General features: G+C 42.2%; 21 protein-coding genes. 10 read left to right on the top strand and 11 right to left on the bottom strand.

Annotated elements, in window-relative coordinates:
• Window positions 1–37: 37 nt before the first annotated feature.
• On the bottom strand, window positions 38–3,622 hold the full coding sequence (dnaE, locus tag NZ848_RS11765; RefSeq protein ID WP_259015638.1) for a DNA polymerase III subunit alpha: 3,585 nt from the start codon (window positions 3,620–3,622) through the stop codon (window positions 38–40).
• Between the two features lie 262 nt (window positions 3,623–3,884).
• Here dnaE and NZ848_RS11760 point away from each other — a divergent pair, with 262 nt between their 5' ends.
• The 4 genes from NZ848_RS11760 to rplT all read left to right on the top strand — a co-directional run bounded on the left by NZ848_RS11760 (window position 3,885) and on the right by rplT (window position 6,916).
• Complete coding sequence (locus NZ848_RS11760; protein WP_259015637.1) at window positions 3,885–4,904, top strand: bifunctional heptose 7-phosphate kinase/heptose 1-phosphate adenyltransferase; 1,020 nt, start codon at window positions 3,885–3,887, stop codon at window positions 4,902–4,904.
• A gap of 14 nt (window positions 4,905–4,918) precedes the next feature.
• A complete protein-coding gene (locus NZ848_RS11755; protein ID WP_259015636.1) occupies window positions 4,919–6,196 on the top strand; it encodes an AGE family epimerase/isomerase in 1,278 nt (425 codons plus the stop codon).
• A 69-nt stretch (window positions 6,197–6,265) separates the two neighbouring features.
• Window positions 6,266–6,460, top strand: a complete 195-nt coding sequence (rpmI, locus tag NZ848_RS11750) for a 50S ribosomal protein L35 (RefSeq protein WP_101727000.1) — start codon at window positions 6,266–6,268, stop codon at window positions 6,458–6,460.
• 111 nt (window positions 6,461–6,571) lie between these two features.
• Window positions 6,572–6,916, top strand: coding sequence for a 50S ribosomal protein L20 (rplT, locus tag NZ848_RS11745; protein ID WP_259015635.1), 345 nt, complete (start codon window positions 6,572–6,574; stop codon window positions 6,914–6,916).
• 68 nt (window positions 6,917–6,984) lie between these two features.
• Here rplT and NZ848_RS11740 read toward each other — a convergent pair whose 3' ends face one another.
• Window positions 6,985–7,440, bottom strand: coding sequence for a nuclease A inhibitor family protein (locus NZ848_RS11740; protein ID WP_259015634.1), 456 nt, complete (start codon window positions 7,438–7,440; stop codon window positions 6,985–6,987).
• 420 nt (window positions 7,441–7,860) lie between these two features.
• Between NZ848_RS11740 and dnaK the strand changes: the two genes are divergently transcribed.
• Entirely contained in the window at window positions 7,861–9,759 is a 1,899-nt protein-coding gene (dnaK, locus tag NZ848_RS11735) for a molecular chaperone DnaK (protein WP_253535387.1), read from the top strand.
• Between the two features lie 201 nt (window positions 9,760–9,960).
• Window positions 9,961–11,367: a Gfo/Idh/MocA family protein gene (locus tag NZ848_RS11730; protein WP_259015633.1), complete on the top strand. Its 1,407-nt coding sequence runs from the start codon at window positions 9,961–9,963 to the stop codon at window positions 11,365–11,367.
• A gap of 73 nt (window positions 11,368–11,440) precedes the next feature.
• Here NZ848_RS11730 and NZ848_RS11725 read toward each other — a convergent pair whose 3' ends face one another.
• Genes NZ848_RS11725 through trpS form a run of 3 tightly spaced genes read right to left on the bottom strand, consistent with a single transcriptional unit; the run spans window position 11,441 to window position 13,429 of the window.
• On the bottom strand, window positions 11,441–11,866 hold the full coding sequence (locus NZ848_RS11725; protein ID WP_259015632.1) for a DUF2147 domain-containing protein: 426 nt from the start codon (window positions 11,864–11,866) through the stop codon (window positions 11,441–11,443).
• 14 nt (window positions 11,867–11,880) lie between these two features.
• On the bottom strand, window positions 11,881–12,453 hold the full coding sequence (locus NZ848_RS11720) for a phosphatase PAP2 family protein (RefSeq protein WP_259015631.1): 573 nt from the start codon (window positions 12,451–12,453) through the stop codon (window positions 11,881–11,883).
• Window position 12,454: 1 nt separating this feature from the next.
• Window positions 12,455–13,429 carry a tryptophan--tRNA ligase gene (gene trpS, locus NZ848_RS11715; protein ID WP_259015630.1) on the bottom strand — a complete coding sequence of 325 codons (975 nt, stop codon included), beginning with the start codon at window positions 13,427–13,429 and terminating at the stop codon, window positions 12,455–12,457.
• Between the two features lie 62 nt (window positions 13,430–13,491).
• On the opposite strand from trpS, the gene NZ848_RS11710 reads away from it, so the two are divergent.
• Complete coding sequence (locus NZ848_RS11710) at window positions 13,492–14,160, top strand: DUF2461 domain-containing protein (RefSeq protein ID WP_259015629.1); 669 nt, start codon at window positions 13,492–13,494, stop codon at window positions 14,158–14,160.
• Here the strand turns inward: NZ848_RS11710 and NZ848_RS11705 are convergent.
• From NZ848_RS11705 to NZ848_RS11685, 5 genes are all read right to left on the bottom strand, one after another.
• Window positions 14,157–15,350, bottom strand: coding sequence for an aspartate aminotransferase family protein (locus NZ848_RS11705; protein WP_259015628.1), 1,194 nt, complete (start codon window positions 15,348–15,350; stop codon window positions 14,157–14,159). The genes NZ848_RS11710 and NZ848_RS11705 overlap by 4 nt on opposite strands.
• A gap of 361 nt (window positions 15,351–15,711) precedes the next feature.
• Window positions 15,712–16,437, bottom strand: a complete 726-nt coding sequence (locus NZ848_RS11700; RefSeq protein WP_253535378.1) for a LytR/AlgR family response regulator transcription factor — start codon at window positions 16,435–16,437, stop codon at window positions 15,712–15,714.
• 93 nt (window positions 16,438–16,530) lie between these two features.
• Entirely contained in the window at window positions 16,531–17,586 is a 1,056-nt protein-coding gene (locus tag NZ848_RS11695; RefSeq protein ID WP_253535377.1) for a sensor histidine kinase, read from the bottom strand.
• A 285-nt stretch (window positions 17,587–17,871) separates the two neighbouring features.
• Window positions 17,872–19,416, bottom strand: coding sequence for an MFS transporter (locus NZ848_RS11690; RefSeq protein ID WP_259015627.1), 1,545 nt, complete (start codon window positions 19,414–19,416; stop codon window positions 17,872–17,874).
• A gap of 40 nt (window positions 19,417–19,456) precedes the next feature.
• Window positions 19,457–21,190 (bottom strand): alpha-amylase family protein, encoded by a 1,734-nt coding sequence (locus NZ848_RS11685; protein WP_259015626.1) that lies wholly within the window; start codon window positions 21,188–21,190, stop codon window positions 19,457–19,459.
• A gap of 161 nt (window positions 21,191–21,351) precedes the next feature.
• Here NZ848_RS11685 and NZ848_RS11680 point away from each other — a divergent pair, with 161 nt between their 5' ends.
• The 3 genes from NZ848_RS11680 to NZ848_RS11670 all read left to right on the top strand — a co-directional run bounded on the left by NZ848_RS11680 (window position 21,352) and on the right by NZ848_RS11670 (window position 26,510).
• A complete protein-coding gene (locus NZ848_RS11680) occupies window positions 21,352–23,229 on the top strand; it encodes a glycoside hydrolase family 13 protein (RefSeq protein WP_259015625.1) in 1,878 nt (625 codons plus the stop codon).
• A 110-nt stretch (window positions 23,230–23,339) separates the two neighbouring features.
• Complete coding sequence (pgmB, locus tag NZ848_RS11675) at window positions 23,340–23,993, top strand: beta-phosphoglucomutase (RefSeq protein WP_259015624.1); 654 nt, start codon at window positions 23,340–23,342, stop codon at window positions 23,991–23,993.
• A gap of 195 nt (window positions 23,994–24,188) precedes the next feature.
• The gene (locus NZ848_RS11670; protein ID WP_259015623.1) at window positions 24,189–26,510 is read left to right on the top strand and encodes a family 65 glycosyl hydrolase domain-containing protein; all 2,322 of its coding nucleotides are present in this window, start codon (window positions 24,189–24,191) and stop codon (window positions 26,508–26,510) included.
• Between the two features lie 103 nt (window positions 26,511–26,613).
• Here NZ848_RS11670 and NZ848_RS21515 read toward each other — a convergent pair.
• On the bottom strand, window positions 26,614–26,850 hold a 237-nt coding region (locus tag NZ848_RS21515; protein WP_309600832.1), incomplete at its 5' end, for a transposase.

Genomic DNA, 26,850 nt, shown 5'->3' with positions numbered 1-26,850 from the left:
TACAGGTCTAACAAAACCGCGTTTCAGAAAAGTTCCATCAGGCGAAAACAACATTTTCATCACCTACAATTTTCCTGAGTTCCTTCACGAAATCGTTGGTTGAAGCCACTTTAGACTTGCGCGACAACAGTAAGACATCTAACCTTTCATCGGCATCATGTACAGATAACTTGAAGTCGAACGTACCCGGAAAGCGCGAAGTAGCTGCATCAATTTCTTCAATAAGCCCTGCATTAATTTGCTGCAAACCAATAATGATTTTTATCTCTTTAAACATCTTGTTGCGTAATTCGCTTAGCAGCTCCATATTTAAAGGTTTAAAGTCCCATTCTCCTTCCCTGCCCCATTTGTTTTGCAGTTTACCTCTGATGAACAAAAACAGCCCCATGTTCAGGAATTTCGAGAAATTGACGTAGTCTTGCCCGAACAGCATCATCTCCATGCTTGAGTTGTAATCTTCCAGTTTCAGAATACCAAACGGGTTACCGTTTTTGGATTGCTTGTGCTGCACCGATGATACCACCCCGCCAATGGTTATTTCTTTATTGAGATTATTTTCATCAAACACCTGGTCAAGCGGCACACAACGTTTCATTTCCATCGAGAATTCATCCAGCGGATGCCCGGAAATGTAAAACCCAACCACATCTTTTTCAAATTTCAGCTTCTGAATATCACCCCACTCTTCGGTTGGAGCAATTTTAGGTCTGGCAATATCAAAACCGCTTCCACCCACGGCACCAAACAAAGAATTTTGCCCGGCAGAGGCGTTCTCATGAAATTTATTGGCATATCTGATTAGCTTTTCAATCAGCGATGTGCCGTCAGAATCATCAAAATATTGTGCCCGGTGTAATTCAGTAAAGCAGTCAAAAGCCCCGGCATAAGCAAAAGATTCCAGTGTCTTTTTGTTAACGGTTCTCAGGTTAACACGTGTTATAAAATCAAAAATATCGGTAAATGCACCACCTTTGGTTCGTTCTTCAATTACGGCATCTACGGCGGCATCGCCGGTGCCTTTAATGCCACCCATACCAAAGCGTATTTCTCCTTTTTTGTTAACACTGAACTGCTTGTGCGACTCATTTACGTCAGGCCCCAGAATAGGCAGGCCAATGGCCCGGCACTCTTCCATAAAGAAAGTTATCTTATCAATATTACCCAATTGAGACGTTAATACGGCTGCCATGTATTCTGACGGATAATGGGCTTTCAGATAGGCTGTCTGATACGCCACAAACGCATAACAGGTAGAGTGCGACTTGTTAAAGGCATAAGAGGCGAAGGCTTCCCAGTCGGTCCATATTTTTTCAAGTACTTTTTCAGGATGCCCCTTGGCTTTGGCTCCTTCCAGAAACTGCGGTTTCAGTTTATCAAGTGTCTTCCGGTCTTTTTTACCCATTGCTTTCCGCAATACGTCGGCATCTCCTTTAGAGAACCCGGCCAGTTTCTGCGACAACAACATTACCTGTTCCTGATAAACCGTAATACCGTAGGTTTCACCCAGATACTCCTCCATGTCTGGCAAGTCGTAGGTTACTTCTTCCCGGCCATGCTTACGGTTAATAAAATTCGGAATGTACGCAATAGGCCCCGGGCGATACAGGGCATTCATGGCAATGAGGTCATCCAGGCGGTCAGGTTTCAGGTCTTTCATGTATTTTTTCATACCGTCAGACTCAAACTGGAATACCGCATTGGTTTCCCCTCTCTGAAACAACTCATAAGTTAACTTATCATCCAGAGGGATACTGTCAATATCAATTTCCACGCCATGATTCTCCTTAATCATCCGCAGGCAGTCCTTAATAATGGTCAGGTTTCGCAGACCCAGAAAGTCCATCTTAATAACCCCGGCATCTTCAATAATTTTGCCCTCATATTGGGTTATCAGCAGGTCAGAATCTTTAGAGGTAGAAACCGGCAGAATATTATACAATGCTTCGGGGGCAATAATAATACCCGCTGCATGTATACCGGTATTACGTACGGTTCCTTCCAGTTTTTCGGCCTGATGCAATACTTTGGCTGTCAGGTCAGCGCCGTTATACATGGCCCGCACTTTCTTCACATTTTCAATCTCATCGGGTTGTAAACCTAATTCAGAAAGACTTTTGGGGCCGTCAAGCGGGTAATGTATCAGTTTCTGAAAATCAATACCATAAGTAGGTTTATCGGGTATCAGCTTGGCAATGTAGTTGGCGTCAGCCAATGGTAATTCCATCACGCGGGCCACGTCTTTAATTGACGATTTCGTGGCCATCGTACCATAAGTAATAATCTGCGCAACCTGATTTTTGGTGTATTTCTGCACCACATAGTCAATCACCTTCTGGCGGCCTTCATCATCAAAGTCGGTATCAATATCGGGCATTGATTTCCGGTCAGGGTTCAGGAAACGCTCAAAAAGCAGGTTGTATTTAATGGGGTCAATATTGGTAATACCAATGCAATAAGCCACGGCGCTACCAGCGGCGCTACCCCGGCCGGGGCCTATCATAACGCCCAGGTCTCGCCCGGCCTTGATAAAGTCAGATACGATCAGAAAGTACCCCGCAAAACCCATTGATTTGATGGTGAAGAGCTCAAAATCAAGGCGTTCCTGAACTTCTACCCCTATTTCGCCATAGCGTTTCATGGCGCCTTCGTAGGTCAGGTGTTTCAGGTACTCCCACTGGTTCATCACATCATCTGCGTGAATCTTAAATTCCGGAGGAATCGGGAAATTCGGCAACATAATGTCTCGCTTCAGTTTGAGCGTTTCAACTTTATCTACAATCTCGTTTGTGTTATCAATTGACTCCGGCAGGTCATGAAACAAGGTCGACATCTCCTGAGTTGTCTTGAAATAAAACTGGTCGTTGTAGAACGCAAACCGCGTATCTCTTGAAGAAGACTCGTCATCATTAAACTCCTTGGCAGAAGGTGTCGACAGTTTTTCGTTGGTATTAACACAAAGCAGAATATCGTGTGCCACCCAGTCTTGCTGGTCTACATAGTGGCTATCGTTGGAGGCAATGATTTTTACCCCATACTTTTTGGCAAACTTCACCAGCACCTCGTTTACCTTAATTTGCTCCGGAATATCATGTCGTTGAATCTCCACATAATAATCTTCGCCGAATCTGTCCAGCCACCACCTGAACTCCTTTTCTCCCTCTTCTTCACCCTTCCTCAAAATGGCTTTGGGTACCGACGCCCCAATACAGCAGGTCGTAGCTATAAGCCCCTCTTTATATTGCTCAATTAAAGCCTTGGTAACCCTCGGAAACTTTCCATAAAGGCCTTCAATGTAGCCTAAAGAGCAAAGTTTGGTCAGGTTTTTATATCCGGTGGCATTTTTGGCCAGTAATAACTGATGGAAACGCTGGTCTTTCTGTTCTTTGGTAAACTGCTTGCGGGTGTGGTCTTCTACTACATAAAACTCGCAGCCAACAATGGGCTTTACGTTATACTTTCCGGCAGTGGCCACAAAGTCAAACACCCCAAACATGTTGCCGTGGTCTGTAATGGCCATAGCGGGCATATTGTCGGCCTGTGCTTTGGCAAACAATTTTTTAATATCTGAGGCGCCGTCGAGTAATGAAAACTGCGTGTGGTTATGTAAATGAGAAAACTGCATAGTAGGTTTTTAACTGATTCAATCACACTAAATTAACTAAAATATCTGAATGAGAACCGAATATTTTTGAAGCAAATGATAAAACCCTGAATATCAATAGTCGGTTTTTATAAATTTTAAGTCTTTAAAAGGAACAGTTATCCGGCCTGAGAAGTTTTCAGTTTTTTTTGATTTCTATTCAGACTTTTTTTAGCAATTTTACCGCCTCCATCTATTTTGTATTTTTATAATAAAACTTTGCAAGAATTTAATATCCTGACTGATGCCCGTTAATAAAAGTGAAATTGAGGCCATATTTAAAAACATTAATAAACTTCGGATAGGCGTAATTGGCGACTTCGCTGTCGACTTTTATTATGATATTAATTATAATACGAAGGAATTTTCGGTTGAAACAGGAAAAGAGGTGTTCTGGGCAAGTAAACCGCACTCGTCTTTAGGGGCGGCCGGAAACGTAGTTAATAACCTGAGTGCCTTGGGCGTAAACGACATCAGGGTGTTTGGCTGTGTAGGAGACGATATTTATGGCCGAGAAATGCTGAGTCTGTTCAACGCTATTGGTGTTAACACCCGGTTTCTGAAAGTTCTGGCTGAAGACTGGGACACCTGTACTTATACCAAGCCTATGTCTGACGACGGAGAATCTAACCGGTTGGATTTTGGCACAAACAACCAGTTAGCCAATCACCTGTTTGATGAATTACTAGCCACTTTAGGCGATTCTCTTCCTGAACTAGACGTTTTAATTATTAATCAGCAGTTTCCAAACCCCTTGTTAAATCCACAGCGGATAGCCCTTCTTAATCAGTTAATTGCTGGTTTTTCGCAATGCTTGTTTGTATCAGACCTGCGGGCTTATGGCTATTGCATTAAAAATACGATACTGAAAGTAAATACCGAAGAAATGGCAAAGCTGCTGGGTATTAAACATATTAACGAAGCCGATGAAAACGCCTGCATTACCCACGGCAAAGCGTTACAGTCGCTCATTGGCGACAGCCTCATTGTTACCCGCGGCGAACACGGCATATTATACATGGACAAACAGGAAACTAAAAATGTAAAGGCGATTCCGATTACCAGCGAGATTGACACCGTTGGTGCCGGAGATACCGTAGTGGCTGCATTTTCTGCTACCAGAGGTTCAGGGGCAACCATTGAGCAATCGCTTGAAATTGCCAACCTGGCCGCTGCCGTAACCGTGCAGAAACTCAGACAAACCGGCACGGCAAGTCCATCAGAAATCCTAAACGTTTATCATAAGTATTCAACCCTTAAATAATCAATTATAAACCTATGTACTCAAAAGAGACTGCGCTGCAACTGCGCAACGAAATAAAAGACTACCTGAACACAGGCCTGCTGCCTTTCTGGATTAAAAGAACAGTTGATAATCAATATGGAGGTTTTCTGACACACTTTGATCAATATGGTAATGACTCAGGCGAAGACGAAAAATCATTGATAGCCCAAAGCCGCTCAGTGTTTACTTATTCGTCTGCCCACAGAGCCGGATACGGTGATGGTAAGCTGGCCGAAATGGCACGTCATGGGGTAGATTTTCTTTTGAACAAAATGTGGGACGAAGAGTATGGCGGTTTCTATTGGATGGTGAACCGCAAAGGTGAAGTTACCTGCGACGAGAAAATTTTGTACGGCCACAGCTTTGTCATTTATAGCTTAAGTGAATATACCCTGGCAACCGGCGACCCACGCGGCCGTGAGTATGCCGAAAAAGTATTTAACTTATTGCAGGTGCATGCAGTAGATACCTACTATGGCGGCTATTGGGAAATGTTTTTAAGAAACTGGGACTTAAAAGGTCCTGGCGCTGCCGGTGGAGACCGCAAGACACTAGATGCCCACATGCACTTAATGGAGGCCTTTACCACCCTTTATGAGTGCACAGGCAAGCAGGTGCATCGTCGTAAGTTGCTTGAAATAATAGAATTGCTAACAACTAAGGTAATGCACCCGCAGTATGGCACGGGTATTCCCCAGTTCTGGGCTGACTGGTCGGTGGCACCGCAGATTAAATTTGATATTGTATGGGGTTGGGATCGCTTTACGGAAGACGGACAAAAAGCCGCTGCCGAAGACAACACCAGTTATGGCCACAATTCAGAGTTTGCGTGGTTACTCATGCACGCACTGGATATTCTGGGCCTACCTTATGACACCCATCGCGAGCAGATTATAAAATCTTTCAATCACTCGGTAACTTATGGCATCGACTGGGAGTTTGGCGGCGTTTATGTAGAGGGTTCTCATGCCGGCGAGGTTTATGACCGCGAGAAGGAATTCTGGCAACAGGCCGAAATGCTGATTGGTATGCTGGATGCCTTCAGATACCTGAAAGACGAAAAATATTGGGAGGCCTACGTAAACGTACATCGTTTTGTGTTTGATAAAATGATTAACCATGAACTGGGAGAATGGTGGCCTTTAATGACCCGCCAGGGTGTGCCTATCTGGAAGCACATGAGCCATTCGTGGAAGATAAACTATCATGATGTACGCTCTATGGTACAATCTGTGGTGCGATTAGACAAGATTTTGAACTCAAATTTGTAAAAACAAGATTTCTATTGTATTTTTGCACCCCAATTTACTTTTTTTGTTCAATACTTAAAGTTCAATACAATGCCAAAACAAAAAACCAATTCTGGAGCAAAAAAACGCTTCAAAATTACAGGTACAGGCAAAATCAAGCGTAAACACGCTTTTCATAGCCACATCCTGACAAAAAAATCTAATAAACGTAAAAGAAACCTGGTTTCAGCTACGCTTGTTAGCCCGGCAGATACCAACCGTATCGAGTCGTTATTAAGTATGTAATGGTAGTCTGTGTAAGACTCTTACAATGGTTCAATTGTTTCACCCGATGAATGGCACCAAAGAGTAAAGATGTAAATCTGAACCGCCAAAGTCAAAAAACTAAAAATTAAAATGCCTAGAAGTGTAAATCACGTTGCCTCAAGAGCAAGACGTAAAAAAGTTTTAAAATTAGCCAAAGGCTATTACGGACGTCGTAAGAACGTTTGGACGGTTGCTAAAAACGCCGTTGAAAAAGGTTTGGTATATGCTTATGAAGGTCGTAAGCAAAAGAAAAGAAGTTACCGTCGTTTATGGATTGTCCGTATCAACGCAGGGGTTCGTCCGTTAGGAATGTCATACTCTGTATTGATTGACAAACTAAACAAGGCTGGTATTGAATTGAACAGAAAAGTATTGGCCGACTTGGCTTTGAACCACCCTGAGGCGTTCAGAGCTGTAGTTGAGAAAGTAAAATAAGAAGCAGGTTTAAATCTGTAATAAGGAGGTATCAATTTCATTGGTACCTCTTTTTTTGTGGCAGTTTGTCAGCTTTCAATAATCAGGGTTTTAAGCCCTTTCCATTTGCCATCGGCATCTTTGCCAATCAGGTAGGCCTCAATTTCTACCCTGCCCGCGCGCAGGTATTCCAGCTCTGTCAGATTTTCTTCCATAATCTTTTTTATGGTTGCAAACTTTTCAGCGCGTTCAATTTCATAATCAGTCCACCAGTCTTGTTTATTGAGTACCACGTCAAAAAACTTTTCCCAGGGCATTGTTTCTACTCTTTCGGTGGCAGGCAGCCCAATGTATTTTCTGAAAAGAATAGTATTAAACGGGGCCTGATGGTCGGCCTGCCAGTCAATAACTTTTAGCCTTTCATCAGACTCACTGGGGTATAACAATCCTTCCACACATTCTTTCAGCATGTCTACAACTGACTTTCTGGCCAATGCAGCTTCTCTTGAAGATTCAGCAGGGTTACGGTTAATTTTTGTTTCCATTGTTTACGCTTTTTGAAAGCATGAGGAACTGACAAAGTATAGCTATTTATTAATATGGTCTAAAAGTAACTAAAAATAATAAGATTATATTGAAATAGGCTAACAAAATAAATAAAAAATTAAAATTTACATTTGTGGCCGAATCCCCCGGGCAACAGGGCTGATTCATACTTATCAGGTAAGCATTGTTTTTTTTGCTTTATTTCAACAGCTGCTGACTTAAATGTACATAAGAGATGCGTCAATGGCAGATTTACTGATGAAAGATTGGAGAAGCATTGGCCAAAAAATCTTATTGATGGCCGCCTACTCTACTGACATACTGCCAATCTGTCAGTTTTTTCTGCCAAATAAGTGCTTGGCACGTCCATTGATGAAATAGAGTTAAACTATTCTGAATTAATTTACTGAAATATCAATATGGGAAAAATTATTGGAATTGACTTAGGAACAACAAACTCATGTGTGGCTGTAATGGAAGGTAATGAACCAGTGGTTATTGCCAACAGTGAAGGCGCCCGCACAACTCCTTCAATCGTTGCGTTTTTAGAAAATGGTGAGAAAAAAGTAGGTGCTCCTGCTAAGCGTCAGGCTATCACCAATCCTAAAAATACAATTCAATCTGTTAAACGTTTCATGGGTAAACGTTTCAATGAGGTTAGTGCAGAAATGAAAACAATTGCCTATGATGTAGAGCAGGGTGCAAACAACACGCCGCGTGTCCGCATAGGTGACCGCCAATATACTCCTCAGGAAATCTCGGCTTTCATTCTTCAGAAAATGAAACAAACCGCCGAAGATTATCTGGGAACAACCGTGAGCGAAGCCGTTATTACGGTTCCTGCTTACTTTAACGATGCTGAGCGTCAGGCCACTAAAGAGGCGGGTATCATTGCAGGTCTTGATGTAAAACGTATCATCAACGAGCCTACAGCCGCAGCATTGGCCTATGGCCTTGACAAACAAGGCAAAGACATGACCGTTGCCGTGTTTGACTTAGGTGGTGGTACATTCGATATCTCGGTTCTTGAATTAGGTGATGGCGTATTTGAAGTTAAAGCAACCGACGGCGATACGCATTTAGGCGGTGATGACTTTGACCAGGTGATTATCGAATGGCTTGCCGATGAATTTAAAAAAGATGAAGGCATTGATTTACGTCAGGATGCCATGGCGCTTCAACGTTTGAAAGAAGCAGCCGAAAGAGCTAAAATAGAGTTGTCAAGCTCAACTCAGACAGAAATCAACCTGCCTTATATCTTCCCGGTAAATGGTATTCCAAAACACCTGGTAAGATCTTTAAGCCGTGCCAAATTTGAACAACTGGCTGATAGCCTTATCCAAAGAGCTATGGAGCCTTGCCGCAGAGCCATTAAAAACTCAGGCTTAAATGTAAATGATATCGACGAAGTGATTCTGGTTGGTGGTTCAACCCGTATCCCTCGCGTTCAGGAAGAAGTTGAAAAGTTCTTTGGTAAAAAACCATCGAAGAGCGTAAACCCTGACGAAGCCGTTGCCATTGGCGCTGCCATTCAGGGTGGTGTATTAACAGGCGAAGTAAAAGACATTCTTTTGCTGGACGTTATCCCGCTTTCATTAGGTATCGAAACCATGGGCGGCGTGTTCACCAAAATGATTGAAGCCAATACAACGATTCCGACCAAGAAAAACGAAGTGTTCTCAACCGCAGCCGATAACCAGCCGTCTGTTGAGTTGCATATCTTACAAGGCGAACGCCCAATGGCTTCGCAAAACCGTACGTTAGGTCGTTTCCACTTAGACGGAATACCACCGGCACCACGCGGTGTACCTCAGATTGAAGTAACTTTTGACGTAGACGCCAATGGTATCCTGAACGTAACGGCCAAAGATAAAGGCACCGGTAAAGAGCAAAAAATCCGTATCGAGGCATCGTCTGGCTTGTCAGACGCCGAAATCCAGAAAATGCGAGATGAAGCCAAAGCTAACGAAGAAGCCGACAAGATTGAAAAAGAGAAAATTGAAAAAGTAAATGCGGCCGATGCGATGATTTTCAGTACCGAAAAACAATTGAAAGAATACGGCGACAAATTATCGGCAGGTAATAAATCGGCTATCGAAGGTGCGTTGGCAGAGCTAAAAGCTGCTCATGGTACCAGAGACCTTGCCGCAATTGATGCCGCTATGGAGAAAATAAACACGGCATGGCAGGCTGCATCGCAAGAGATTTATGCGGCCGGCGCTGCACCAACCGGCGAGCCGACAGCCAGCGCAGGCGGCGCAACCGGTGGCAGTAACAATGAAGATGTAACAGACGTAAACTACGAAGAAGTAAAATAAGTAGTTACGCATAGTATAACCACTAAAAACTCTCTTGGCAACAAGGGAGTTTTTTTATTGCCCACGCAGAAGAACCCTACCTGATGCTACATTTTTTTTACGCATCTGCTAATGATATTCATTAATAATGTAAGTTTGCAATAGTTACTATTGTTATTAAAAGGTTATTTATTCAATCAGGTAAACCTATAAATCAATTCAATGAAACACGAAAATTCAACCTCACGAAGAAAGTTTTTACAGCAAATTGGTGCAACCAGCTTAATGGCTGGCGCCACACCGTTTGCATCTTTAGCGAATCAGGAAAAAGCAGAAGAACGCATCTTAACCTATGACAAAAAGTTTACAGCCAACGACAAAGTAAGAATCGGCGTTATTGGCTTTGGTGTTCAGGGGCATTATGACTTAAATTCGGCACTTAAAGTTCCGGGTGTAGAATTAGCTGGTATTTGCGACCTGTATCCGGGCAGACTTGAAAATGCCAAAGAACTATATGGCAACGACCTTTTTACTACCAGAGATTACAGAGAGATTCTGGATAAAAAAGATATTGACGCCGTTTTAATCTGTACTACTGATATTTGGCATGCCCGCATTACTCAAGACGCATTGGCAAAAGGCAAGCACGTTTACTGCGAAAAACCTATGGTTTATAAAATCAGTGAGGGGTATCCGGTAATGGCTGCTGCCAAAAAATCGGGTAAAGTGGTGCAGATAGGTAGCCAGCGCGTAAGTAGTATTGGCCTGGCAAAAGCAAAAGAACTATTGGCTGCCGGAGAGATAGGTAAACTGAATATGGTTAATGCCGTATATGACAGGCAAAGCTCTATTGGTGCCTGGGAATATACAATTCCGAAAGATGCCAGTGCTGAAACTACCGACTGGGATAAGTTTATATCAGTTACCGGAAAGAAAATACCTTTCGATGCCAAAAAGTTTTTCTGGTGGAGAGCCTTTAAAGAAGTAGGTACCGGTGTGGCAGGAGACCTGTTCATTCACCTGTTGAGTGGCACGCACTTTATGACCAATTCTAAAGGACCTGAAACCATAGTAAGTACGGGTCAATTCAGTTATTGGAAAGACGGCCGCGATTTACCCGATGTGATGTCTGGTGTTATGCAGTATCCTGATACCGCCGAGCATGCCGCTTTCCAGTTAACACTTCAGGTAAACTTTATAAGTGGAACAGGCGGACAGGAAGTAACGCGCCTGATTGGCTCAGAAGGAATAATTGATGTACAGGGCAATAACATTACTGTAAAACGCAGCATTATGCCAGAGGCCCCGGGCTTTGGCGGTTATGATTCACTTTTCACATTCTCAAAAAGCATGCGCGAAGAAATGCAGAAAGACTATGATGCCAAATGGACTCCGGAACAAAGAAAGAAAAGAACAAAACCTGAAATCGTTTTCAGACCACCGGCTGGCTATAATGAACACGTAGATCACTTCACCAATTTCTTTGATGCCATCAGAACAGGGAAACCTGTAGTTGAAGATGCCGAATTCGGCTTCAGAGCTGCCGCTCCTGCCCTGGCTTGTAACGAAAGCTACCTGAGCAAGAAAATTATAAAATGGGACCCCGTTGCCATGAAACTTGTAAAATAAATTTCAGGCATTATAAACACAACAAAGGCTGCCCCAAAAGAGCAGCCTTTGTTGTGTTTATCTTTATTAAAAATTAATCGGCCTTTGTGAAATGCGACGTACGGCCAATGATAGAAATACCTATAAAACCCCTCACATCAAGCCTGGTTGGGCTTGCCAGGGTAAGTTTACACGAATACGTCTTGCCGTTTTTAGGGTCATAAACTTCTCCGTCTTCCCAGGTTCCTTTGCCGGTTTGTTTAAAGTTCTTCAGGTTAACAAGGCCGATGATTGGTCTGCTTCTTAATTTTTCATCCGGATTCTGCTTGTCGGTACGGGGCTTACCGTTTTCTGTTGGATCCTGCAGCCAGACAATCTTACCAAAAATTTTATCTCCCTGTTTAAAAAACTGAATCTTGCCGCTCTTTTCTTCATTATACCAGGTACCCTGTGTAATGTCTTGCGCAAAAGCCAGTTTTGAAATGAAAAGTAAAGTAAAAATTAAAGATAGTTTTTTCATGTTTTCTTAAAATGTTACTTAGTTTCAGAAAGTAATGATTGATTGAATTGGTTAATAGTCAGATAAATAATGAGGGTGGTTAACATACCCACCAATGCCCCGGCTAGCAAATCAGTAGGATAATGTACTCCAACATATATACGACTATAAGATACTAAAATTGCCCACGGAATAAGAAAATATTTCCATTTGATGTTCTTCGGGCAAATCAGGATAAACGCCAGCATCAACGCAAAACTATTGGCAGCGTGGCTGGACGCAAAACCATATTGCCCACCGCAACCACCAACTACATGCACCAGATGCCCGATGGTGGGGTCATGGCAGGGCCTGAAACGCGCAAAATAAGGCTTCATAAGCCCTGAAGTTATCCGGTCCGACAAACCCACTGCTGCCAGTATAAAAACCAGCTTATAAAAGGCATTATGCCTTAGTCTGGTAAACAGGTAAAAGATAATAAAAACATAAAGCGGTATCCAGGTCAGCCGGTGCGTTACGGCAAACATAATGGAGTCCCAGAATGGGCTATGAAATCCATTCAGCCATAAAAACCAGCCGTATTCAGCATTCCTGATTGTTTCAATCATATCAATTAAAGCCTAAAACATTGCGTACGTCTTGTATGGTTTTTCTGGCAATTTCACCCGCTTTTTCTTCTCCGGCTTTCAGTTTCTTTTCCAGGGCTTCTTTGTCATCCATATAAAAATTAAACAATTCTCTTTCTTTCTCAAATCGCTTCATAATCAGTTCATACAATGCCTGCTTGGCATGGCCATAGCCATAACCGCCGTTCAGATAATTCTGGCGCATGGTTTCTACTTCAGTTTCGCTGGCTATTAAAGAATACAGTTTGAAAGTAATATCTGTCTCAGGATTCTTAGGTTCTTCCAGCGGAGTACTATCTGATAATATTGATTTGATAGATTTCAGCAATTGCTTCTCCGGTAAAAAAATATCAATGTAATTGTTATAAGACTTACTCATTTTTGAACCGTCGGTACCGGGTATCACCATTACAGTTTCATCAATCAATGGCTCTGGTAGTGTTAAAATCTCACCGAAAGTGCGATTAAATGCCGCAGCAATATCTTTTGACATCTCAAGGTGCTGTTTCTGGTCTTTACCAACAGGCACAAAATTGGCATGATACAGCACGATATCGGCCGCTTGCAGCACAGGGTAAGTAAAAAGCCCGGCGTTTACATCAGACAGCCTGTCTGATTTATCTTTGAAAGAATGCGCATTAGCCAGCATCGGGTAAGGTGTCTGGCAACACAAGTACCACATAAGTTCAGTATGGTATCCGGCCAGACGCGACTGACGGTAGAAAAAGTTTTTATCGGCATCAAAACCACAGGCAAGCCATGCCGAAGCCACAGCACGTGTATTGTCGGCAAGCGTTTGCGGGCTTTTCACGGTTGTCATAGAGTGAAGGTCGGCAATGAAAAGAAAAGATTCAGTGCCGGTTTTTTTAGATTGCTCAATTGCAGGTAAAATAGCCCCAAGAATATTACCCAGATGCGGACGGCCACTTGCTTGAATACCTGTCAGAATTCTTGTCATGATTTTATTATAATAGTTTCAATAATTACACCTAATTTGGGGCAAAAATAGACAATTTACCAATGCCTAATCAACATACACTTCAATTTTTAAAAAATCTGGAAGAAAACAATAACCGCGAGTGGTTTCAGGCAAACAGGAAAGATTATGAAATAGCCAAACAAGAGTTTGAACAATTCTGCCAGGAGGTACTCAATGATTTATGTGCGTTTCAGGAAGATTTATTAAACACCAAAGTAAAAGATTGTATATTCAGAATTAACCGTGACATCCGTTTTTCAAAAGATAAGTCGCCTTATAAAAACCACTTTTCTGCGGCCTTTGGCCCCGGTGGCAGGAATTCGGGCCGGATTGATTTCTATCTGCAGGTTGAAAGCGGCAACCGGTCTTTATTGGGTGGAGGCATGTGGGAACCAACGCCGGCACATCTGGCAAGTTTCAGACAAGAGATTGACTATAACCCCGAACACCTGAAAGGCATAATATTTGATGAAACTTTCAAAAGCTATTACAACCAGGTGTCCGCCCAAAAAGTAAAACTTGTACCCAAAGGCTATTCAGCCAATCACCCCGATATTGAGTTACTGAAGTGCAAAACGCTGTTTTATAATCATCAATATCCTGACACCGAAGTTTTCAGCCCCAACTTTGCAAAAGAGGTAGTCAATGGCTGTTTTATACTAAAACCCTACCTCGACTACCTGAACGAACTTTTCTATAATAAAGCCTAGTCAATACTTGCCAGTATTACTTCGCAGGCATGCTTAATTTCGTGTTCGTTAATAATTAAAGGTGGCGCTATGCGCATGGAGTTGTCGCAATACAAAAACCAGTCGGTTATTACACCCTTGCTGATGGCTCTGTCTATAATTGGTTTCAGCACATCAAAGCTTTCAAATTCAACAGCCATCATCAGGCCTTTGTTTCTTATTTCTTTTATTTTAGGGTGAACCAGGTACTGCCTGAAAAGCCCGGCTTTCTTTTCTACGTCAGCCAGCAGGTTCTCGCCAAAAATCGTATTCAATGTGGCTAATGATGCCGCACAGCTTACCGGATGCCCCCCAAATGTGGTAATATGCCCCAATATAGGGTTATCTTTAAAAACGCCCATTATCTGGTGCGGAGCAATAAACGCACCAATGGGCATACCACCGCCCATACCCTTGGCACATAGCAAAACATCAGGCACCACCCCGTATTGCTGAAACGCCCAGAAAGACCCGGTTCTTCCAAAGCCAGACTGTACCTCATCAAAAATCAGCAGAGTACCGGTTTCGGTGCATCGGTCCCTTAATTGCCTTATATAGCCTTCTTCTGCCGGGCAAACGCCAGACTCCCCCCCTACCGGTTCAAAAAACACAGCGGCTGTCTGGTTGGTTATTTTTTCAAGGTCTGCAAACAGGTTTCTTTCAATCTTGCTGATGGACGGCAGCAAAGGCCTGAAATTGGTTTTGAAATGCTCATCACCCAACGACAAAGCCCCCTGCGTAGAACCATGATAAGATTTATGGCATGAAATAATTTCTGGCCTGCCTGTAAATCGTTTTGCCAGTTTCATGGCGCCCTCTACCGCCTCGGTTCCTGAATTGGTAAAGTAAACGTTATCCAGCGCATTGCCGCCAGGCGTTTTAAAAGCCTCCAGTGTTTTTACTAATGCCTGTGCCAATAATGCCTGTGGTTGTTGCACGTATTCGCCGTAAACCATCAGGTGCATGTATTTATCTACCTGGTCTTTAATGGCCTTCACCACATTGGGGTGCCTGTGGCCAACATTACTTACCCCAATGCCCGATATCAGGTCTATATATTGTTCGCCATTTTTGCCATACAGATAAACGCCTTCTGCGCTCTCTATTTCGAGTGCCAGCGGGAAGGCGGACGTCTGCGCTATATTCTGCAAAAATATTTCTCTGTGATTCATCTGATTCGTTGCTGATTATGATGCAAATTTGATACAAAAAAAACTCGCAAGCAAAGCTCGCGAGTTTTACGTACTAACCTATTATTTATGAGTAGATATTTACTCCATCATTTAAAATCTTTATGCTTTCATGGCTTACAGCTTATTATACTAAAAGCTGTACCTGCACTTTTGATTAATGCAAAAAAAGTATTTAACTTTTAACTGGCATTTATCCTCATAATCCCACAGCATAAAGGGCAATCCAATATCATGTTTTCAATTACAGAGACGAATCTCTGACTGAAAAGGATGCACAATATTAATCATAACTAGAGGTGTTCTAAAATACTATCGACAAACTACCTGATTTTTGCGACATTTATTTACCTCCAATCCGACGCATTAATTCTTCGGAGAACTGCTCACTGACAGGTATCTGGTGCGTACCAATACTGATTTTTAAATTACGGATGGATTCAATCTTGTTGAGCGATACGATGAAAGATTTATGAACCCGCATAAACGGCAGTGTAGAAAGCTTTTCTTCTATGCCTTTCATGGTCATGCGGGTAATGACCGGGCGGCTTTGTGTAGCCAGAAATATCTTGATGTAGTCTTTTAGTCCTTCTATATAAAGAATATCGTTGTAGCGGATTTTAACGAGCGAGTACTCTGCATTTACAAAAAAATGCTCTTCAATAGTAACCGGCGACGGGGCCTGCTGGCTAACCGTTTTTAGTTGATACAACTCATGGGCACGGTTGCAGGCTTTCAGGAATCTTTCAAAAGAAACAGGTTTAAGCAGATAATCTATTACGTTCAGCTCAAAGCCTTCCAGTGCAAATTGTTCATAAGCCGTTATGAAAATAACCATAGGGTTGGTTACCAGGCTTTTCAAAAACTGCACACCAGTAATACCCGGCATTTGTATATCTAAGAAGAGTAAATCTATCTGGCGCGACTCTGCCTTTTCTTTCTGAATTAACTGTATGGCTTCAAAAGCATTTCTGCAACGCCCCACTAGCTCCAGATACGGCACTTGTCTTATGTTATCTTCCAGCAGGTCTAAAGCTAAGGGTTCGTCATCAATGGCTATACAACGCATATTCTAAATTTTTTTATTGATAATAAAAACTTAAGCCTATAGCGTAAGTTTTCTTTAATTTGGGTACAAACCTAAACAATTTAAGCCTGAAATTTATATGCTTTTAATTTCATAGGCTATATTTCGGGCTGTTTGTCTTAAATTCAATTTTAGCTCAGTTGTGTAAAAATTCTCTTTTTCTTCAACCTTTAGGGTGTGCTGTTCTGGGTATAGCAGCTCAAGCCTTCGTCTTACATTGGTAAGCCCAATGCCAGAAGCGCCATCTTTCACTTCCTGAATATCAGTATTAAACTTATTGGTAACTTTAAAGAACAACTGGTTATCAGCGGTTTTTAGCTCAACTCTGATAAATGGTTTTTCGATCATGCCTACGCCGTGCTTAAACGCATTTTCTACAAAAGGTACCAGCAGCATAGGCTCAATATTCTGGCTTAAAGAAATAGTATTGACATTGAAATCAATATCAATATAATCGCCAAATCTAAGTTTTTGCAAGTCAATATAGTTCTGAAGGTATTTTATCTCGTTTTCCAGCGATATCTGCTTATCGTCTTTTTCATAGAGCATATAACGCAGCAGGTCAGACATTTTAAGTAATACAGGCTCTACCAGGTTGGATTTCTTTCTGTTTAAAGCCACCAGGCTATTTAACAGGTTGAACATGAAGTGGGGCGATATCTGAGACCGCAGAAACGAAAGCTCCGATTTCAGGCGTTCAGTCTCATTGTCTCGCCTGATGCTTTGTTGTTTCTGGTAATCGGTAAAGAAACTGTACGAAGCACTAATGCCAAATATGTAAAGATATTGTATAAAACTGTTTACAAAAAATAAGGTTTGATTAACATCATACCCTACAAACCGGGTTCTGGCTAGGTATCTGCCCACTAACAAAGCAGCTATTACCAGAAACAGAAAAATAAAGTACCGTATAGGCTTTTGCTTATATACTTTCGGAAAAAGATACTCTGAATGAAAATAAAAAAGAACCACAGAAGACAGTGACACGTAAGCCCAGTAATAATAGTTAATGTAAGGGTTAACCTGTGGTCTGGACGTATCGCGCTGTAATGCATTTATCTGTGGCAATGCTGCATAACCCAGCCATAGAATAACATGAAAAAATACAAGCAAATATTTATTATTAAACATTTGCTTCAGTCCTCGACCTTTAAAAATGCGAAAACCTCGTCTGTATATATATCCGTTTTTTAACATTTGCGCCGGTTTATACAACAATTTAGAACTATTAAATGGAATTAATTTCGATTTAAGATAAAGCCGTAAGTAAGCAAGACCATCATTATAATTGTATAGACTTGCCTGCAATGGTTTATTTGTTTTCAGGGTATGCGAGCCGTTTTTCAAAAAAAACTTCAAAACTACCTGTTTTTCTCGACTTTTTGGGTGCATAACGCGCTCCCAAGCCAAGGGTCGTTAGTCTTTATCTTCTACCCTGAGCGACAGTAAACCAGCCAGTATCATAGACGCGCCTCCGAGCACAATTGTATACATGGTATTGGCATGAAATACCTTCATGGTAAAGAAGCCCAGAATAGTTGCCGCCACAATTTGGGGTATAACAATAAAAAAATTGAAAACACCCATATAATAACCCATTTTGTTGGCTGGCAATGACCCTGAAAGGATGGCATAAGGCATAGACAAAATACTTGCCCAGGCAATGCCTACCATACCCATAGAAACCACAATCAGGTTTGGATTTGTAATAAAAGAAATTGAAATTAGCCCCAGCCCACCAATAATCAGGCATATCATGTGGGTTATTTTTCTATTGGTTCGTGCCGCAATAAGCGGAATAATGAAAGCAAACAACGCCGCAATGCCATTACGAACACTTGAGCATACATTCAGCCAGTCGGCGCCATCGTTATATTGCTGCCTTACGCGTTGCAATTCAGCAATTTCGCTGGCAGATAACTGATTTTCTTTATTGGCTTCAAAATAATTGGCAAGGTTAACCGAAATAACAACCGGGTTTTCGCTGGCTCTGTATTCTCTTATTTCGTTAATATCAGCCTGTAATGACCTGTACGTTTTTGTTTCTTTGCTGCTTAACTGTGCCGACTGTAATTTTTGTTGAAGTAAAACCTCCATTTTATCTACCAGGGCTTTGTCTACGGCCATGTTATACTGTGTGCTGGTAATGGCATTTGTACTGTATATCCACATCGCAAAAAGGCCAAACCATGTAAAAAACTGCACAAAAGCCAGTTGGGTCATGGTTTTGGGCATTTTAAAAATACCCAAAAAGGTTTCCTGAAAACCATGCCTGAACCCTTTACTTTTGGCCTCTTTCTTAAATTCTTCTATACTTTCGGGCGGAAACTCATCGGTTGTAAAAACGGTGTAGAAAACAGCAATAAGAAAAGCCAGGCCACCGATATAAAAACTATATTTAACCGAATCGGGGATTTCTCCGGCCGGTGCAGTATTGCTGAAATGAAACCAGTTGGTGAAAATCCAGGGTAAGAGGGCTGCAATTACCGACCCAACACCTATGAAAAAGCTCTGCATAGCAAAACCGGTGGTGCGTTGTCTGGCACTGAGTTTGTCGCCCACAAAAGCCCTGAAGGGCTCCATTGAGATATTAATTGAGGCATCCAGTATCCAGAGCATCCCGCCGGCAATCCATAAAACCGGAGAATTGGGCATTACAAACAAAGCCATTGCAGCCAGAATGGCGCCAATGAAGAAAAAAGGTCGGCGGCGGCCCCAGTAAGGGTGCCAGGTTCTGTCGCTCAGATACCCGATTATAGGCTGAACTATCAGCCCTGTAACAGGCGCGGCAATCCAAAGCAATGGTATCTCGTCTTTATTGGCTCCGAGGGTTTCAAAAATACGACTCACGTTTGAGTTCTGAAGCTCGAATCCGAACTGGATACCGAAAAAGCCAAAACTCATGTTCCATATTTGCCAGAACGATAGTTGCGGCTTGTCTTTGTTGACAGTCGTTGCCATTGTTAGTTTAGGGTTGGTAGGTATTTTACGCTTGTTTTTACTATGTAATCTCAAAAATCAGGAAACTGTTTTTTTCAATTTCAACATCAATTTTATACGGCACCAAATTTTGCAATACCTGGTCGTTACCAAAAAGGCCCGTAAAAGTGCAGTGGCTGTTGGTATCTATCTGCATCATTTCTAAAGCGCCCTGTGGGATATTGACTGACGTTGAATATGAATTTTCCAAGTCAAAGTTGCAAATAAACAATAATTTTTGTTTATCTGTAAATCTTAGGTAACTAAATATTTTATTGTCGTTATAGTTGCGCGACAGCCCACCGCAGTTTACGTACTGCAAATCATAAAAATGCCCGTATTTTACTGCATCGCTTTCATTGACAAACTTCAGCAGGTTGGCATAAAACTGTCTTATCTTCTTTTGGTCGGCTGTAAGGCTGCCCCCATCATACTTATGATTATTAACCCAGTTCTGAAACTCAGGCACGCCCCAGTAATCAAAAATTGTGGTTCGGCCGTCATCACCGCTGAATCCCTCCTGCCCTTGTGGGTTTACACCCAATTCCTGCCCGAAATACAACATAACCGGCCCTGTATGCAATGTTGCACTAACCAGCATGGCCGGGAAGGCCCTGCTGGCATTGCCGGCAAAAAATCTGGAGGCAATACGGTGTTCGTCATGGTTTTCAAGAAACCTCAGCATCCGGTTAGAAAAATGCCCCGATTCCTGCTGCCATACTCGGGTAATATCATTGGCATTTCCGTGTCCTTCTATTAATCTTCTCAGGCTGTCGTACAGCCCTACCTTGTCGTACAAATAATCAAATTTTCCCTCAAATATATATGACCCATAAGCCCCCGGATTATAGATTTCAGCAATGAAAATAACTTCAGGAAAATGCTGTTTTACTTCTGGTATTACCCAACCCCAAAACTCCTTCGGCACCATTTCTGCCATATCGCACCTGAAACCATCTATGCCTTTGGCTGCCCAGAAAAACAGTATCTCTCTCATTTTTAACCAGGTAGAGGGTATCGGGCTAAAATGCGTGGCTCTGTGGTTCAGGTAATCTACTCCATAGTTCAATTTTACGGTCTCAAACCAGTCATTAATACCCGGATTCGCCCAAAATACGTCATTGCCTGTAGCTTTTGCCGGATATTCATAATATGGCTCTGTTACCTCAACCGGAGGATGCACGTCAGCCGGAATAATTAGCGGTTGGTCTGGTATATAATAAAAGTTATTGTCGGCAGCAAAATGCAGGGTTTTATCGTCATCAAAGCCAAAATCAGCTACGCCGGCAGGTTTGGTGTCAGACAGATAATTGCGAGCCACATGGTTGGGTACAAAATCAATAATTACTTGCAGGCCGTTTTTATGTGTTCGCTCAATCAGGTTTTCAAACTCCTGCATACGGTTTTCAACATCTTCGGCCAGGTCTGGGTCAACATCATAATAATCTTTAATGGCATACGGCGACCCTGCTATTCCTTTTACAACCAGCGGATTATCTTTGGCTATGCCATAAGCCGTATAGTCAGTCATGGTAGCGTGTTCAATTATACCTGTAAACCAAACATGCGAAATGCCGAATTGCTTTAGTGCCTCAAGGGCTTTGGTGTTGATGTCATTAAATTTACCGCATCCGTTTTCAGACAGACTTCCATTGGTTTTGTTAGTTGTATTGGTGTTGCCAAACAAACGGGTGTATATCTGGTAAATAACAAGTTTGTCTGTGGCAGATTCTGGAACTTCTTTCAATTGGGTCATTGGTTAACTGATTGTGCCGAACACCACACTAATGGTTTAGCAGAGATGCTCATTTTAATTTGCAAATATTCAATTTAATGTGTTTTCAAATCTAAGGAGTATTTTTTTATGAAAAAACCATTGTTTATGTTATTTTGCCGTACGAACGAAACAATTAACCTATGAAATCAGTACTTAAACCTATTATCCTTATTTTCATTCAATGGTTGTTATTTTATACGGTATATGCCCAAAAGCCGGAAATACAACGCATTAACCCCACTAACTGGTGGGTGGGCATGAAAAACCCCCAAGTGCAGCTTTTAATTTATGGAAAAAACATTGCCGGGCATTCCCTGACACTCCAGCCCTATGCCGGAGTAAAGATTACCAAAACCCATAAGGTAGAAAACCCCAATTACCTGTTTGTTGATTTACTGATAGCCCCCCAGACAAAACCGGGTAACCTGACCTTCCGAATAGGCTCCGGTGCTAATACCATACGCATAAACTATGAGCTAAAAAAACGTACTGCCAGGCCACAGACCATCACACAGGCCGATGCTATTTATCTGTTAATGCCTGACAGGTTCTCGAACGGTGATGAAAGCAACGATAAGTTTGCCGACATGATAGACACCAGTGCCAACCGTAAGAACCCCTGGCTAAGGCACGGGGGAGATTTGCAGGGTGTTATTAACCACCTGGATTATTTTAAAGAACTAGGTGTTACTACCCTGTGGCTAACCCCCGTGGTAGAGAATAACCAGCCAGTTACCAACGAGGGCGGTAGTATGCGCAGTGCGTATCATGGCTATGGTTTTACTGACCATTATCATGTAGATAAACGCCTGGGCGGTAATGAAACCTACCTTCAAATGATTGAAGCAGCTCATAAAAAAGGCTTAAAAATAGTGCAGGACGCCGTTTATAATCATGTCGGTATTAACCATTGGTTTCTGAAAGACATACCTGCAAAAGACTGGCTTAATCAATGGGATACCTACACCAATACTTCTTATAAAGACCAGCCTATTTTTGATGTTCATGGGTCGGTGTATGATAAATCTGTTACTTCTAATGGCTGGTTTGTGCCTTTTCTGCCAGATTTAAACCAGCGGAACCCTTACGTAGCAAATTTCCTGATTCAGCATGCGCTCTGGACCATTGAGTATTTTAGTATTGACGGCTGGCGGATTGATACCTACATTTACAACGATCTGCCTTTTATGAACCGCTGCAACAAGGCGATTCTTGACGAACACCCGGATATGTTGCTTTTTGGTGAATCTGCGGTTGGTACTGTAGTGAGTCAGGCGTATTTTACCAAAAACAATTTTAATATTCCGTTTAAATGCAACCTGCCGTCTAGTTGCGACTTTCAGGTGCAGAATGCCATCAATACCGCTTTAAATGAAAGGTTTGGTTGGAACGAAGGCGTCAATCGTTTGTATCAGGTTCTGGCTCAGGACCTCGTCTACCAACACCCTGAACGTCTGGTGCCTTTTGTAGAAAACCACGACAGCGACCGTTTCTTTTCAATCATAGGCGAAGACCTCAACAAATATAAAATGGGGCTAACGTGGTTATATACCATCAGGGGGATTCCGCAGTTGTATTATGGAACAGAAATACTCATGAAAAACTTCAAAAACCCAACCGATGCAGAAGTGCGCAGGGATTTTCCGGGTGGGTGGAAAGATGATACCGAAAATAAATTTTTGGCATCTGGCAGAAGCCCTAAAGAAAATGAGGCATTTGAATGGAATAAAAGATTATTGAATTACCGCAAAAACTCAGCCGCCCTTACCCGTGGAAAAATGATGCAGTTTTTACCTTTTGACGGCGTTTACGTATATTTCAGATACACAGATAGCCAAAAAGTAATGGTAATCAGTAATACTAATGCCGCAGAGAAGGAAATAAAAACCCGGCCTTTTGTAGAAATATTGAAAACCGGGAGTTCGGCCAGAAATGTAATGACTGATGAAATACTTACAGACCTGACATCGATAAAAATTGCCCCTATGACAGCCCTTGTGCTAGAAATAAACCATTGACGTTCGATAAGTTTTTCTGACATTTTATTAAAGGCAGAACAGCTAATTTAAAACTATTCCTTATTTTGCAGTTCAGCACTTTTTGTGTGGTATTTTAACAACATAAAAGCATGATAAAAGCGTTTTTGTTTGATTTAGACGGAGTTATTGTAGATACCGCCATTTACCATTATCAGGCATGGCGCCAGATGGCCAACAACCTGGGTTTTGATATTACTGAAGAATTTAACGAAAAACTGAAAGGCATCAGCCGGATGGAATCGCTGGATATTATTTTGCAACATGGCCATTTGCAATTGAGCGAAGAAAGAAAAAACGAACTTGCCTCACTTAAAAACGAAAAATACCTGCAACTGGTGAGTAAAATGACGCCCGCCGATATTCTGACGGGTGTTACCGATTTTTTTACGCAATTAAAGAAAAACAATATTAAAACCGCTTTGGGTTCGGTAAGTAAAAATGCAGGTTTGATTCTGGAGCGCATCGGGATGCTTAATGATTTTGATGCCATTATAGACGGCAACAAAATTGCCAAGGGTAAACCAGACCCCGAGGTGTTTCTGAAAGGCGCAGAAGAACTGGGGGTATCCCCCGCCGAATGTCTGGTCTTTGAAGACGCAGTAGCAGGTGTTGAAGCCGCAAAAGCCGGCGGCATGAAAGCCGTGGGAATAGGCAAAAAAGAGGTTTTAACAAAAGCCGATATAGTAGTTGAAAATCTGGCTGGAGTGGATATCCGGATGCTTATCGATGATCTGAACAGATAATATCAGCCTACCTAGCTGATATGTAATTAAAGTATAATACTTGCAATACTTTTTATAAGTGTATTTGCCCTGCCAGCCATTGAAAAGATTTGTGCCCTCAGTCAAGTACCTTGAATGACCATAAGTAAAAAAGGCTAGTAACCCATTTAGAGTAGATAAATTATAAAATCAGGCGCTGGTGCGCTTACTAAACCTATGAAAAACTACATTGTCCATAACGATTGGTGCATTATTGAAGATGGTTTTCATCCAGAATTTAACGAAATAACTGAAAGCCTCATGAGCCTCGGGAATGGCCGTATGGGCGGCAGAGGCAATTTTGAAGAAAGGTACTCGGGTAAAACCCTGCAGGGAAACTACGTGGCCGGGGTCTGGTATCCTGACAAAACACGTGTAGGCTGGTGGAAAAACGGGTACCCTAATTATTTTGCCAAAGTTCTGAACGCCTGCAACTGGACAGGCATAGACCTGGATATAGATGGCGAAGTGCTAGACCTTGCCAGATGTGAGGTACGTGAGTTCAGAAGGATACTCAATATGCAGGAAGGCACCTTGGAGCGGTCGTTCATTGCCGATTTTCCGTCCGGTAAATCAGTAAAAATAAATGCAGTACGTTTCTGTAGCCTGGAAGATGATGAGGCCGGGGCCATCAGGTATTCTATTACCCCTCTCAACTTTTCTGCTTACGGCAAACTGACTATTTCGCTCGATGGCGACATTTATAATAAAGATTCAAACCACGGCGAACAATTCTGGAACGAAATAAGTAAAGAAACAGGCCACGGAGAAGGATATCTGACACTGGAAACCAAACAATCAAAATGGGACACAGTGCCTGTTTTTCAGGTTTGCACCGGTATGAAATTTGATTTCTGCCAGAGCGGAAAGCTGGTTGATTTGCAAACACTGCCCATCAAAAAAGAAAAATATGTTGCCAACGAGGTAAAAGTATTTTTTAAGCTGAACGAAGAAACACTTATATGCAAGTTTGCGGTAAATCTATCATCTGAAAACTACGCCGTAGAAAACCTGAATGCCGAGGCCAAAAAGTATCTGGACAGAATTTCTAAAAAAGGATTTTCTCAGATGCTTGAAGAACAAAAACTAGCCTGGAAAAAGAAATGGGAGCATAACGATATCCAGATTGCCGGTGATGTAGCCGCCCAACAGGGTATCAGGTTTAATATTTTCCATTTACAGCAAACGTATACAGGGCAGGATGCCAGACTGAACATTGGCCCCAAAGGCTTTACCGGCGAAAAATACGGCGGCTCTACCTATTGGGATACCGAGGCTTATTGCCTGCCTTTTTATCTGGCCACCTCAGAGCAGATGGTTGCCCGTAATCTACTGGTCTACCGGCATAAACACCTCAAAAAAGCCATTGAAAATGCCGAAAAACTCGGCTTTACAAATGGAGCAGCCCTGTACCCAATGGTAACCATGAATGGCGAAGAATGCCATAACGAGTGGGAAATCACCTTTGAAGAAATACATCGTAACGGCGCTATAGCTTATGCCATTTATGACTACATAAACTACACAGGCGATAAAAACTACCTGACAGAATACGGGCTTGAAGTACTGATTGGCATAGCCAGATTCTGGTCTCAGCGCATAAACTGGTCTGGTGCGCTGCAAAAATATGTAATGCTGGGTGTAACAGGGCCCAATGAATACGAAAACAACGTCAATAACAACTGGTACACCAATTATATTGCTGTCTGGTGTCTCAAATATACCCTGGAAGCCATAGAAATCGTGAGGGCCTCCGAGACTACTTATTCAGCTTTGGTAGAATTGACAGCCTTTGATGAAGAAGTTGAAACCGCCCGCTGGAAAGATATTATTGAGAAAATGCACTTCCCGTATGATGCCGGACGACAGGTTTACCTGCAACAGGATGGTTTTCTTGACAAAGAATTACTGACTGTGCATGATATTGCACAGCACAGGCCAATAAATCAGAAATGGTCGTGGGACAGAATCCTGCGTTCCTGTTTTATAAAACAGGCAGATGTGCTGCAGGGTCTGTACTTCTTTGAAGATGATTTTTCTGTTGATGAAATTGAAAGAAATTTTGATTTCTACGAACCAATGACAGTTCATGAGTCTTCACTTTCGCCTTGCGTGCATGTTATTCTGGCAGCCAAACTGGGTAAAAAAGAAAAAGCCTATGAAATGTACGTAAGAACAGCCCGCCTTGACCTGGATGATTACAATAACGACACCGAAGACGGCCTTCATATTACCTCAATGGCCGGTACCTGGATGTCGGTCGTAAAAGGTTTTGGTGGTATGCGCGTAAAAGATGGTATGCTTTCGTTCAGTCCGTTTTTACCTGAGCAATGGCAAAGTTTTTCATTTATTATAGGTTTCCGCCAGAATTCGCTTAAAGTATCTATCTACCCCGGGCAAATTGCCATCGAAAACCTATCAGAAACCGCCATCAACGTTTTGGTGAATGGTAGTATAGTAAGCATCAACGGTTCTGAGACTGTAGAACTGGCCCATTAAAATATGAAGTAATGTTGACCAACACGGGCAATCCATAAAAACGAGGCTGTCCAAAAAGGGGCAGCTTCTTTTTTTGGTTTAGATCGAAAGGATTCGGGTTTTACTAAGCGGCGTAGCGATATTTTATCTGGTAAGATTCAAAAAGTACATAAATAGCCTTATTTTGAGCGGTAGGTACTGAATTTTGTTGATTTTCTTGTTCAGACAGGCGTTTTGATGCCCACTTTCTCAGATTATGCCCGATAGCCATCAGGCCAAACTCAATACCTACCTTCTGAAGACCCCTTAAAGTAAATCTTGAGAACTTGTTATTACTTTTCATCTGTCCGAAGACAGCTTC

The sequence above is a fragment of the Emticicia fluvialis genome, assembly GCF_024793945.1.
GTDB classification, from domain to species: Bacteria; Bacteroidota; Bacteroidia; order Cytophagales; family Spirosomataceae; genus Emticicia; species Emticicia fluvialis.
This window is presented reverse-complemented; position numbering and strand designations above follow the sequence as displayed.

What these genes read in the sequence shown, in the direction of transcription:
- NZ848_RS11670 (WP_259015623.1), top strand. Translation starts at nt 24,189, where the DNA reads ATGAAAAACTACATTGTCCATAACGATTGGTGCATTATTGAAGATGGT.
- NZ848_RS11740 (WP_259015634.1), bottom strand. Translation starts at nt 7,440, where the DNA reads ATGGAAACAAAAATTAACCGTAACCCTGCTGAATCTTCAAGAGAAGCT.
- NZ848_RS11680 (WP_259015625.1), top strand. Translation starts at nt 21,352, where the DNA reads ATGAAATCAGTACTTAAACCTATTATCCTTATTTTCATTCAATGGTTG.
- NZ848_RS11695 (WP_253535377.1), bottom strand. Translation starts at nt 17,586, where the DNA reads ATGTTTAATAATAAATATTTGCTTGTATTTTTTCATGTTATTCTATGG.
- trpS (WP_259015630.1), bottom strand. Translation starts at nt 13,429, where the DNA reads ATGACAAGAATTCTGACAGGTATTCAAGCAAGTGGCCGTCCGCATCTG.
- rplT (WP_259015635.1), top strand. Translation starts at nt 6,572, where the DNA reads ATGCCTAGAAGTGTAAATCACGTTGCCTCAAGAGCAAGACGTAAAAAA.
- pgmB (WP_259015624.1), top strand. Translation starts at nt 23,340, where the DNA reads ATGATAAAAGCGTTTTTGTTTGATTTAGACGGAGTTATTGTAGATACC.
- NZ848_RS11710 (WP_259015629.1), top strand. Translation starts at nt 13,492, where the DNA reads ATGCCTAATCAACATACACTTCAATTTTTAAAAAATCTGGAAGAAAAC.
- NZ848_RS11730 (WP_259015633.1), top strand. Translation starts at nt 9,961, where the DNA reads ATGAAACACGAAAATTCAACCTCACGAAGAAAGTTTTTACAGCAAATT.
- dnaE (WP_259015638.1), bottom strand. Translation starts at nt 3,622, where the DNA reads ATGCAGTTTTCTCATTTACATAACCACACGCAGTTTTCATTACTCGAC.
- NZ848_RS11685 (WP_259015626.1), bottom strand. Translation starts at nt 21,190, where the DNA reads ATGACCCAATTGAAAGAAGTTCCAGAATCTGCCACAGACAAACTTGTT.
- NZ848_RS11700 (WP_253535378.1), bottom strand. Translation starts at nt 16,437, where the DNA reads ATGCGTTGTATAGCCATTGATGACGAACCCTTAGCTTTAGACCTGCTG.
- NZ848_RS11690 (WP_259015627.1), bottom strand. Translation starts at nt 19,416, where the DNA reads ATGGCAACGACTGTCAACAAAGACAAGCCGCAACTATCGTTCTGGCAA.
- NZ848_RS11760 (WP_259015637.1), top strand. Translation starts at nt 3,885, where the DNA reads ATGCCCGTTAATAAAAGTGAAATTGAGGCCATATTTAAAAACATTAAT.
- NZ848_RS11725 (WP_259015632.1), bottom strand. Translation starts at nt 11,866, where the DNA reads ATGAAAAAACTATCTTTAATTTTTACTTTACTTTTCATTTCAAAACTG.
- dnaK (WP_253535387.1), top strand. Translation starts at nt 7,861, where the DNA reads ATGGGAAAAATTATTGGAATTGACTTAGGAACAACAAACTCATGTGTG.
- NZ848_RS11720 (WP_259015631.1), bottom strand. Translation starts at nt 12,453, where the DNA reads ATGATTGAAACAATCAGGAATGCTGAATACGGCTGGTTTTTATGGCTG.
- NZ848_RS11755 (WP_259015636.1), top strand. Translation starts at nt 4,919, where the DNA reads ATGTACTCAAAAGAGACTGCGCTGCAACTGCGCAACGAAATAAAAGAC.
- NZ848_RS11705 (WP_259015628.1), bottom strand. Translation starts at nt 15,350, where the DNA reads ATGAATCACAGAGAAATATTTTTGCAGAATATAGCGCAGACGTCCGCC.
- rpmI (WP_101727000.1), top strand. Translation starts at nt 6,266, where the DNA reads ATGCCAAAACAAAAAACCAATTCTGGAGCAAAAAAACGCTTCAAAATT.